Source organism: Rhizobacter fulvus, assembly GCF_964020785.1.
On sequence record NZ_OZ224516.1, the window covers coordinates 4,834,229 to 4,844,805 of the forward strand.

Consider the following 10,577-nt stretch of genomic DNA (forward strand, 5'->3'; position numbering starts at 1 on the left):
CACAAAGCACTCATGCAGTGGGAGTGGCATTGCGAAGAGCGCATCTTGCGAGTGCTGCTCGCGTTGCAATAGGGGTGCGCTCATGATTCACCACCCAGCTGAGCAAGCACCGCATCGAGGGTCTCTGTCCCGGTGGCGTCGAACGCGACTCGGCTACCAACGTCCTCCACCTCCTTGGCATCCCGCGTCTGAGCTTCACGCAGGAACGTCGCCTGCACGCGACGGAGTGCCGCCTTGTTGTCGAGCTCGAATTCGTTCATCTTCTTCATGAACGATTCTTCGGCTCTCACCAACTGCTTCATGTCATCGGGATTGAGATTGAGTTCGCGTGCATGGCCGCGTACTGCGGTGTGCATGCTCATGCTCAATGGCCATCGCAGGTCGGCCGTGCAGTCGACTGTGATGACTTCAGACGTCGCGGGGTGCAACACGCGGACTGTTTGAAGATTCAGCGGGTTTATCTTCAGCGTCAGACGAGTACCGACTGGAACGCGATTCCACAACCGCTGCAGATGCTCGTTCTGGTATGCAAGGTGTTGAGTTCCACGTAATCCTGACCCGCCTTTTCCATTCAATAGTGACCCACCCGTATTTGAGCCCCGCGGGCTCACGTTGTGGATAACTTCTTGGTCTTGGACTCCTTCTTGGGTTGGGTTGGTTGGGCTGAACTGTTCTTGAAGCGGTAGCTGTCGTTGCCGGTCTCCAGGATGTGGCAATGATGCGTGAGCCGGTCCAGCAGCGCCGTCGTCATCTTCGCATCGCCGAACACGCTGGCCCACTCGCTGAAGCTCAGGTTGGTCGTTATCACCACGCTGGTCCGCTCGTAGAGCTTGGACAGCAGATGGAACAGCAACGCCCCGCCTGACGCGCTGAACGGCAGGTAGCCCAGCTCGTCGAGGATGACCAGGTCGGCGTACATCAACCGGTGCGCGATCTGACCGGCCTTGCCCGTGGCCTTCTCGAGCTCCAGCGCATTGACCAGCTCGACCGTGGAGAAGAACCTTACGCGCCGATGATGATGCTCGACGGCCTGCACCCCGAGCGCAGTGGCCAGGTGCGTCTTGCCCGTGCCCGGCCCGCCGACGAGCACCACGTTCTGCGCATCCTCTAGGAACTCGCATCGGTGCAGCTGACGCACCAGTGCTTCGTTGACCTCGCTCTGCCCGAAGTCGAAGCCTGCGAGGTCGCGGTAGACGGGCAAGCGCGCCAGCTTCAACTGGTAGGCCACCGAGCGCACCTCGCGCTCCGCCGTCTCCGCCTTGAGCAGCTGCGACAGGACCGGCTGCGCGTCTTCGAAGGCGGGTGCACCTTGTTCGGCCAGTTCCGCTACCGCGTGCGCCATGCCGTGCATCTTGAGTTCGCGCAGCATGATCACGATCGCCGCGCTCGCAGGGTCATGACGCATGGCAGTTCTCCTTGGCCGCGTAGGCGTGCACAGCGGCCTGGGCCTTGCCCCGCAGCGCGTCGTAGCGCAGCACGTTGGCCTGCGGCTCGTTGACCAGGCGCAGAGCCTGCGGCGCGGTCACCGGCGGCGCGGGCGGCTTGCCGTCGAGCAGCCGGTGAAGCACGTTGAGCACATGCGTCTTCGTCGGCACGCCGGCTTCCAGCGCCAGCTCCACCGCGGCGAGCACGGCCTGCTCGTCATGGTGCAGCACCAGCGCCAGGATCTCCACCATCTCCCGGTCGCCGCCGGGTTGTCTGAGCAACGAGCCTTGCAGCCGCCGGAAGCCCTCGGGCAGCTCGGCGAACGGCGCGCCGTTGCGCAGCGCTCCCGGCTTCCTCTGCAGCACCGCCAGGTAGTGGCGCCAGTCGTAGACGGTCTGGCCGCTCGTGTCGTGGCGCCGGTCGATGATGCGAACGTGCTCGCACACGATCTGGCCCTCGGCCGCGACCACGAGCCGGTCGGCATAGGCCCGCAGGCTCACCGGGCGGTTGGCATACGACGCCGGCACGCTGTAGCGGTTGCGCTCAAAGTGCACGAGGCATGTCGGCGAGACACGCTTGGTGTGCTCGACGAAGCCGTCGAAGGCGCGAGGCCGCTCCATCAGGAACGCCTTCTCTTGCGCCCACACGTCGGCAACGGTGCCGGGCAGCCTGCCGTGGCTGATCTCGGCCCACAGCGCCTTGCAGCGTTGCTCGAGCCAGTCGTTCAAGGCGTCCAGCGTCGGGAACGCAGGCGTCGGTTGCCACAGCCTGTGCCGAGCGTCGCGCACGTTCTTCTCGACCTGGCCCTTCTCCCAACCGGAGGCGGGGTTGCAGAACTCGGCCTCGAACAGGTAGTGGCTGACCATGGCCTGGAAGCGCGCGTTGATGTCGCGCTCCTTGCCGCGTCGAACCTTGTCGACGGCGGTGCGCATGTTGTCGTAGATGCCGCGGCGCGGGACGCCGCCCAGCACCTCGAAGGCGTGGTTGTGCGCGTCGAACAGCATCTCGTGGGTCTGCAGCGGGTAGGCCCGCAGCAGGAACGCCCGGCTGTGGCTGAGCTTGAAGTGCGCAACCTGCAGCTTGGTGCGCTCGCCGGCAATGACGGCCCAGTCCTCGCTCCAGTCGAACTGGAAGGCCTCACCCGCGCCGAAGGTCAGGGGCACGAAGGTGCCGCGTCCAGTGGTCTGCTCGACCTCGTGCCGCTGCGCGGTCCAAGCTCTGGCGAAGGCAGCGACGCGGTTGTAGGAACCCGCGTAGCCGAGCACGACGAGGTCGGCGTGCATCTGCTTCAACGTTCGCCGCTGCTTGCGCGACTTGGTCGCCTCGGCCTTGAGCCAGCCCGAGAGTTTGTCGGCATACGAGTCGAGCTTGCTCGGGCTCGCGCGCTTCGCGTACCGGGGCTCGACCGTACCGGCCCGAAGGTACTTCCTGATGGTGTTGCGAGACAGGCCGGTGCGTCGGGCTATCTCGCGGATGGACAGCTGCTCGCGCAGGGCCCACCGCCTGATGACACTCAGTGTCGCCACGTCAATCACTCCTACTGCTCCCTGCCACTCAAAGCAGCAGGTTAGGGTTCTTGCGTGGGTCAGTTTTAAATGGAAATCAGCGGGGTCAGTGGATCACTTCTGGATGGAAATCAACACCGCGAGTTCGAATCAGAAGCGCTGCGCATCCTGGTGCCGTACACCAAGAACGGCGTTGACGAGAGGGTGGTGCAGTCGTTCATGGCGGCCGTGCAACTCGGTCTGAAGCGCCGCTTCGGCGGCAAGGTGGACCATCTGCGAATGGTGCTGCAGGACGAGCCTGGCAAGGACGGCGGGCCGCGCAAGCACTTCGTGATGCTCTACGACTCGGTGCCGGGTGGCACGGGCTACTTGCATCAGCTGTTGGCCCACGACGCCAAGACGCTGGCCGATGTACTTCGCATGGCGCTGGACGCGCTTAGCGACTGCTCGTGCAACCAAGACCCGGAGAAGGACGGGTGCTATCGCTGCCTGTACCAGTACCGGCTCGGGCGCAGCATGGAGCTGGTCTCGCGTGACAACGCCAGGGCCGTTCTCACTGAGCTGGTCGGTTCCTTGCCCTCGCTGGAGCGCGTCAAGACCATCTCGGACATCTACATCAACCCGAACTTCGATTCGGTGCTCGAGGCCCGATTCATCGAGAGCTTGAAGAAGATGAGTGGCGTGGCTGGGCTCCCGTCCGTCAAGCTGGTGCAGGACGTAGTCCATGGCAAGTCCGGCTACGTGCTGGAGGTGGGTAGCCAGCGGTACCGCATCGAGCCGCAGTGCGACCTAAACGGCGACGCTGGAGTGCCTGTGGCGAGCAAGCCTGACTTCGTCATCTGGCCCTGGGCTTCGGGAGCCAAACGCCGTCCGGTGGCTGTTTTTTGCGACGGCTGGGCATACCACAAGGACTGCATGCGTGAGGACGCGCGCAAGCGCAGCGCCATCGTCGCCAGCGGGAAGTTCTGGACATGGTCGGTCACGCATCAGGATGTCTCGGCCGCCATCGACGGCAATGGCGACTCGGACCTGGACCCGGCGACGGTGGCGCTCAACCGGCACGACGGCAGCAAGGCTTCGCCGACCGTGCCCAGGGCCCAGGAGAAGGCCTTCACGCAGCATGCGGTCGCGCGACTACTGCACTGGCTGGCAGTTCCTGCTGGCGCGGCAGAGCTGGACGGCGCTGTGGAAACACAACAGCGCAGCGCGGCGTGGTTAGAGTTCCTGATGGTTCCGCCAACCTTGGATGACAAGGCAACGGCTGACGGACAGCGGGCTCCTTGGCTTCCGCAGCTTCCACTGCACGTCCGCGAACCTGGGCCTGGCTTCGCTCCGGTGATGTCCAAGGCCAATGGCCCTGCATCGGTGCTGGGGTGGTGGCCGCTGCTCCTCGCCAAGGGTCTCCCTTCACATCAAGATTGGTCGGCCCCTGGTGTGGTGTTGCTCGACGCGTCAGCTGCCGCGGACGAGGACTCCCTGCATCGGGCTTGGCGTCGCTGGTTGCAGTTGTTCAACGCGCTGCAGTTCATGCGCGGCACGTTGCTCGTGACAGGCGATGGCTTGGCAGCGCACGATTACGAGGGACTCGGCCCAGTTACAGCGGGTATGGCGCCCGCGCAGCCGGCGGAGCAGGCTGCGCTTAACGCGGCCTGGCAAGCGGTCGTTGAGCAGGCGTTGGAAGTGCTGGTGCCTGGGCTTAAGCAACTGGCCAAGTCCGGTTCCACGCTGCCGGAGGTAGGCCTAGAGCTGGTGGACGCCAAGGGACGCGTCTCGGCAGACTGCGAGTTGGCATGGGTGCAGGAAAAGGTCGTGGTCCTGCGGCCCGACCAGGCCGACCTCGCCGAAGTGTGGGGTGCGGAGCACTGGAAGGTCTTTCTGCTGGATGAGACCATGCACTTGGTCGCAGGTGCACCGTGGGCCGCCGCTGCGGCAGCCAGCCTCGGGCTGGAACTCAACTTGAATGAAGGAGGGGCAGCGTGAGCCTTAAACCCAAAGTGGCACTGTCGCAGGACTTTCTCCTGCAGCTGTCGAAGGTTCCTGCCAGCGTTCACTCAAAAGTGATGAAGTGGGCCATCCAGTTTCAGTCGGACCCGACCAGCCCCGGCATCAACTACGAGAACATCAACGGCGCCCGTGACGCGAACCTGAAGTCGGTGCGGCTCGACCGCGACTGGCGCGGCATCGTCTTCAAGCCGAGCAGCGGGGACGTCTACGTGCTGCTGTACGTGGACCACCACGACGATGCGTACCGTTGGGCCGAGAACCGCAAACTGGCCATCAACCCGGTGACGGGGGCGATGCAGCTGGTGGTCGTCGAGAGCGTGGCGGCGGTTGAGGCTCCGTCGGCGCCACCTACCCCGGTGGGGCAATCCAGTCAAGAGCAGAAGGTCGACCTACAGCTGCCGCTATTCGGCGGGCTGGGGGACCGCGAGCTGCTGAGCCTGGGTGTCCCCGAAGAGATGCTGCCCGAGGTGCGTGTCCTTTCTTCCGAACAGCAGTTGGACGGTCTCCAGAGCCGCCTACCAGTCGAAGGCTACGAGGGCCTGTTCCTCGTCGCGGCCGGCGACACCGTCAGCCAAGTGCTGAATGCGCGCGAGACCCGGGTGGACCGCAAGGTCGACACCGCAGACTTCGCGGCGGCTCTGGTGACGCCTGAATCGCAGTCGCGCTTTGTCATCGTGAGCGACGACGAGGCCATGCTGGCCATCATGAACGCGCCGCTGGCCCAGTGGCGGGTGTTCCTGCACCCGACCCAGCACAAGCTCGCCTCCGGAGACCGCAGCGGCCCGGTACGTGTGCTTGGTGGTGCGGGCACGGGCAAGACCGTGTTGGCCATGCACCGCGCAAAGTGGGTGGCAGAGAACCGTACGCCGGACGGTAAGAAGGTGCTGTTCACGACCTTCACCAAGAACCTGGCGAGTGACATCGAGCAGAACCTGCGCACGTTATGCGGTAGTGCCACCTTGGCCAAGCTGGAGGTGCGAAACCTGGATGCCTGGGTCCACGGATTCATGCGCAGCCGCAAGCTTGAGCATCGCATCGTCTATGACCGCAAGCAGGACGCCGCCTTGCAGGCCTGGCAGGCCGCCATGGCCGTGCGCGACACCACGCTAGACCTGCCGGACAACTTCTATGAGCTGGAGTTGGAGCAAGTCGTTCTTGCGCAGGGCATCACGACGCGAGACCAGTACCGCACGGCGCGCCGCACCGGCCGCGAAAGTGTGCTGAGCCGCGCCAAGCGCGATGCCGTCTGGCCGGTGTTCGAGGAGTACCGGGGCCAGCTGAGCTCACGCAAGCTCAAAGAGGTCGACGACGCCTACCGCGAGGTCGCCGACTTACTGCTCGCCGAGGACAAGCAGGCGGCAGAGTACAGCGCCATCGTCATCGACGAGACGCAGGATTTCGGGCCACAGGCGCTGCGCCTGCTCCGCGCGATGATTCCATCGGGCTCCAACGACCTGTTCTTCGTCGGCGACGGTCATCAGCGCATCTACAGCCGGCACCGTGCCGCTATGAGCAAATGCGGCATCGACATCCGTGGCCGAGCTCGCAAGCTGTACCTGAACTACCGAACGACTGACGAGATTCGCCGGCAGGCGGTGGCTCTGCTGGAGGGCTGCGAGGTGGACGACCTCGACGATGGGCATGACGAAACCCGGCGCTACAAGTCGCTGTCGCACGGGCCTGAGCCAAGTGTTGTTGCGGCGGACGGCCTCGAGGCTGCTGCGGTGCAAGTCATCGCGTTCATCAAGGACTTCCGTCAAGGCAAGGGCGATAGCGAAGCACCCTCGGTGTGCGTCATCGCTTCCAGCGAGAAGAACCGCGAGGCATTCGCGAAGCAGGTTCAGGGTGCCGGCCTCTCGTGCGTGACCATCACCGCACAGGCCAACTACTCCGACAGCCGTGATGTGGTGCATTTCGCGACCATGCATCGAGCCAAGGGGCTGGAGTTCGATGCAGTTGTTGTGGTGGCGCCGGAGTCCTTTTTCGGGGCGCCGGAGGAGACCGGGAACCAGCGCAAGCTGATGTACGTCGCGCTGACGAGGGCGAAGCGCGCGGCTGCACTGGTTCGGCTTGTCTAAAGAACTGGGCAGAATGCTTTGCACTCCCTGTGCTCAGTGAGAAGGGGAAAGTAGCCCTTATGGTCACCGAGAAGGCAGCCTGGTCGCAAGGCGTGCAACTTGATGATTTTTGTGAGACTCCGACAGAACCTGTGAAACAGTCAATGGGAGATGAGCGACATCGAAACCCATAGGTTCGGCTTCCGACATTGGGACTGTCGACTTCCATAAGAAAAGCCCGCGACAGCATTCGGTGGCAGGCTCGCATGTGCCGGCGATACGGCACCCTGCAGTCCGCTTCAGCGGCCGTAAATGCAAAGCAACCGTGAACCCGTTGACCATGGATTTTGAACCAGGGTTGCCGCCAATCCGAAGCATCAATGGGGCGCCGTCCGCTATTCTCGTGTGTCCAGAATTCCAGGGCAGCTTGCATGACTCAACTTGTTCCTACTGCCGCGCTGCATGAGGTCTGCAACGCTCAGGCCATCGCCATCTGGAAAGCGCATGCCGACCAACATCGAACCTTACCGGGCATGCACCTCATGCCAATGGTGCGAGGAGCGTTTCGGATTGCGCCGCAACTGCTGATTGTCGGGATGAATCCGTCCATGGTCCATGACGAGGAACCCGACGACTCGTCAGGTCTGACCGCGGCCAAGCCCGGCAGGCGGGTCCCCGATGAGCTTCGGTGGGAGTCAACGAGAGACGACGCGGCTCTCAAAGCCAATGTAGCTTCTTTGGTGGCTCAAGAGGAAAAGGCACCCCTCGAGTACCCCCGGTACTACAAGCCGCTTCAGGACTTCGCTAAGGAAGTTGGGGCTGAGCCCGAGTATCTGGACATGTTCCTGATGCGGCACACCCGCCAGTCCGAAGTTCTCAGCAAACATTGGAAAGCGGAAGTTTTTGCGCCACCCGCCCGCGAATTGTTCGACCTTTTCAAGCAGGCGTTGAAAGCAATTTCTCCGAGAGTGGTTCTCATTGCCAACGCCGGCGCCTCGAACATTGCCCGGAAGCTGTTGCCGTTGACGACGCAGGACAAGCTGGTCTACCGCTGGGACCAGATGCCGAATGCACGCTTCATCTTGAGTGGCATGCTTTCAGGTCAAAGGGCCTTGGATACATTCTCAAGAGAACGGCTTGCCCACGATGTCAAGGCTGCTTTGTCGCAGGAAGTCGCGGCATGAACGTTTTGGCCACAGCAACCTTTATCGCTATCAGGCTTGCATCGGGCGTGGGCGAACAGCAACGGTACAGCCAAGAGGAACTCGCATTCCAGCGCCAGTCGCTCGCTGTGGTGACTAAGCACCGGGCATTCCTTGCGGAGGCGGCGCGCAAGCTGGAACTGCTCAAAGCCGCGGGCGCCATAACTGTCGAGTCGCTGACCATACCGGCTGTACGCGAAGCAGCCATGGCCGACATCGACAAAGCGCGAAGAGTAGTGGCTGAACGCAACGCGCTAGTTCTCGCCATGCAGACAGAGGCTGCTGAGTTTATGAAGGCGAACGTTCCGCGCGCCAATCTCGACGACCCTGTCGCGAGGTTGAACGCTTACTACCTGGACATGCTTCGGGGCAATGCGGAGGTAGATGCAGCCTTGTTCCAAGCGCTGGCCATAGCAGAAGAAGCACTCAAGTGGTCCAAGGGGCAAGTTAGATTGGCGGGAAGGGATGGCCGCTTGGTTTACGGTAGCCCTTTGCAGCAGGCAGAGTTCGGCGACTGTCGTGAGCGTCTGCGCGTGGCTGCCGAACGATACCAAGCTGCGGGCGCTCGTAGTTTGTCCGCCGGAGAGCGGGAGGAGCGGGAGTTCCAAGAGGCGAAGCGTCTAGTCGAGAGAAGTAATTGACTGCGTTGCACCCCGGACGTGCAGTTGAGCCGATACCATCGGGGCAGGAGGACTAGCGAGATGGCGACGTACGAGGCAGCGGAAGTGATAGGACTCGCGAAGAAGGTCGGTATTGGCTCCCGAGTTGCCGACGCCATCCTCGATGTGGTCGGGGCGATTCCGAAGTCGACAGAGGCCGACAGCGACACACCGTACGCTCGAGCTCTACAACTCGGCCTGCGAGCATCCAAAGCGGCAGCGACCATTTCAGGCAGCGCTGCTTTGGTGCCGGGACCTGCCGGTATGGTCACCTTGCTGCCCGACATACTCGGGGTCTGGAAAGTCCAAGCGCAGATGGTTGCGGACATCGCGGCGGCCTACGGTAAATCGCACACACTTACAAAAGAGCAGATGCTTCATTGCCTCTTTAGGCATCTGGTTTCGCAGGGTCTGCGAGATGTGGTGGTACGAGCTGGTGAGCGATTTCTCGTCCGTCGAATGTCGCTACGAGCGCTCCAAAAAGTTTCCACCGCGATTGGCATCAAGGTCACTCAGCGCGCCGTGGGTAAGGCCGTCGCCCGATACGCACCTCTGGTGGGGGCTGCGGGAGTGGCTGCATATGCTTTCTACGACACCAAGAAGGTCGCGGCCACGGCAATTGAATTGTTCAGCGCGGAACTGGTGTTGGAGCCTGAGAGCGCGGTTGGGACTCTTGACCTGTAATCTGCGCGCAAATCGACGAGCGCGAGTTCTAGGGCGCGCCCATCAAACTTGCTCAGCTACTCGCTGCCGGACCGCGTCGATGTCGACGTCGTTCAGGGTGAACCACTCCCCATCGAGCCTTTTGATGGCGAAGAGCCGGTGGTAATAGGCCTCGGCAGTGATTCGGTCGTCGAACCATGCGCACAGTGGAATGGTGTACATGAACGGGAGCTTCACCCCGAAGGTCCGCATCCGGTTAGGCATCGACTTGGTGTGTCCCACCTTTTGTCCGTAACGCGAGTCGAGCACGTATACGTAGCCGCCGCGCGGTGCGTCGGTCGGCTCGCCGATGACCTCCCGCGGCAGCAGGCGCCCTGTTGGAATCCTGCTGTGGGCGACGCCGGCGGCGACTGGACGAGGCCTTCCGCCGGGTACTGACACTATCAAATCTGCGGCCTGGAGACCCACGAAATTATCCGCGAACAGCTCATGCAAACCGTAGTCGACGTTCTTTGCACCAGCGAACATGAACCCGTCGGGTTGCTGCCAGAAGCGCCGTCCAATTGGCGTGTCGACCCAGATGGATGCGTCGACCGACCGCCACGAAACTCGAGAGATTTCGCTCCCTGCGCTCTCAACCAAACCAATGTGCTTTACGAGTCCCGACTCGTCTTCGACGATGTAGTCAGCGAGCAAGAGGCCGTCTCCGGCCTGTGGCCGGCGCTTGCGCGACGCGAAGGAGGCTGGAAGCTGGAAGTTCTCCGGAGGCGGGTTCTCTAGCTCCTCCACGGAGCGAGCGATGCGCCAGTAAGAAGGGGGTGTTCTCGCCATAGGAACCTTCGCAAGGCAAAGTCGAGGCCGCAACTATGCCTGACGATTTTCGAAGGTCGCCACGCGTCATAGGGGCAGTAAGCACGGCGGCGGTACCCCGCCTCAGCATACGGGAGCGGATGTACTTGCTGAATTTGTCATCGTGAACAGCTTCTCCATTGCGCCCAGAGTTACGCGGCATGCGGACCGACCTACACGACCCCTTGTTCCGTCACCGCGCACGTTGGCTTG

At 62.6% G+C, this 10,577-nt stretch carries 9 protein-coding genes; 5 read left to right on the top strand and 4 right to left on the bottom strand.

The window, feature by feature from the left end; all coding sequences use genetic code 11:
* Positions 1-80: 80 nt before the first annotated feature.
* The 3 genes from ACWH49_RS22930 to istA form a co-directional block, all read right to left on the bottom strand.
* Positions 81-362, bottom strand: coding sequence for a hypothetical protein (locus ACWH49_RS22930; RefSeq protein ID WP_448173552.1), 282 nt, complete (start codon positions 360-362; stop codon positions 81-83).
* 245 nt (positions 363-607) lie between these two features.
* The gene (istB, locus tag ACWH49_RS22935; protein ID WP_448170693.1) at positions 608-1,405 is read right to left on the bottom strand and encodes an IS21-like element helper ATPase IstB; all 798 of its coding nucleotides are present in this window, start codon (positions 1,403-1,405) and stop codon (positions 608-610) included.
* A complete protein-coding gene (istA, locus tag ACWH49_RS22940; protein WP_448170694.1) occupies positions 1,395-2,960 on the bottom strand; it encodes an IS21 family transposase in 1,566 nt (521 codons plus the stop codon). The genes istB and istA overlap by 11 nt, the downstream gene beginning before the upstream one ends.
* Positions 2,961-3,020: 60 nt before the next feature.
* Between istA and ACWH49_RS22945 the strand changes: the two genes are divergently transcribed.
* From ACWH49_RS22945 to ACWH49_RS22965, 5 genes are all read left to right on the top strand, one after another.
* The gene (locus ACWH49_RS22945) at positions 3,021-4,910 is read left to right on the top strand and encodes a DUF1998 domain-containing protein (protein WP_448173553.1); all 1,890 of its coding nucleotides are present in this window, start codon (positions 3,021-3,023) and stop codon (positions 4,908-4,910) included.
* Positions 4,907-7,012 (top strand): UvrD-helicase domain-containing protein, encoded by a 2,106-nt coding sequence (locus tag ACWH49_RS22950; protein ID WP_448173554.1) that lies wholly within the window; start codon positions 4,907-4,909, stop codon positions 7,010-7,012. The genes ACWH49_RS22945 and ACWH49_RS22950 overlap by 4 nt, the downstream gene beginning before the upstream one ends.
* 410 nt (positions 7,013-7,422) lie before the next feature.
* Entirely contained in the window at positions 7,423-8,175 is a 753-nt protein-coding gene (locus ACWH49_RS22955; protein ID WP_448173555.1) for a hypothetical protein, read from the top strand.
* On the top strand, positions 8,172-8,834 hold the full coding sequence (locus tag ACWH49_RS22960) for a hypothetical protein (RefSeq protein ID WP_448173556.1): 663 nt from the start codon (positions 8,172-8,174) through the stop codon (positions 8,832-8,834). Before ACWH49_RS22955 ends, ACWH49_RS22960 begins: the two co-directional genes overlap by 4 nt.
* A gap of 60 nt (positions 8,835-8,894) precedes the next feature.
* Complete coding sequence (locus tag ACWH49_RS22965) at positions 8,895-9,536, top strand: hypothetical protein (protein ID WP_448173557.1); 642 nt, start codon at positions 8,895-8,897, stop codon at positions 9,534-9,536.
* 42 nt (positions 9,537-9,578) lie between these two features.
* On the opposite strand, the gene ACWH49_RS22970 is transcribed toward ACWH49_RS22965, so the two are convergent.
* Positions 9,579-10,211 carry a GIY-YIG nuclease family protein gene (locus ACWH49_RS22970; protein ID WP_448173558.1) on the bottom strand — a complete coding sequence of 211 codons (633 nt, stop codon included), beginning with the start codon at positions 10,209-10,211 and terminating at the stop codon, positions 9,579-9,581.
* Positions 10,212-10,577 lie beyond the last annotated feature (366 nt).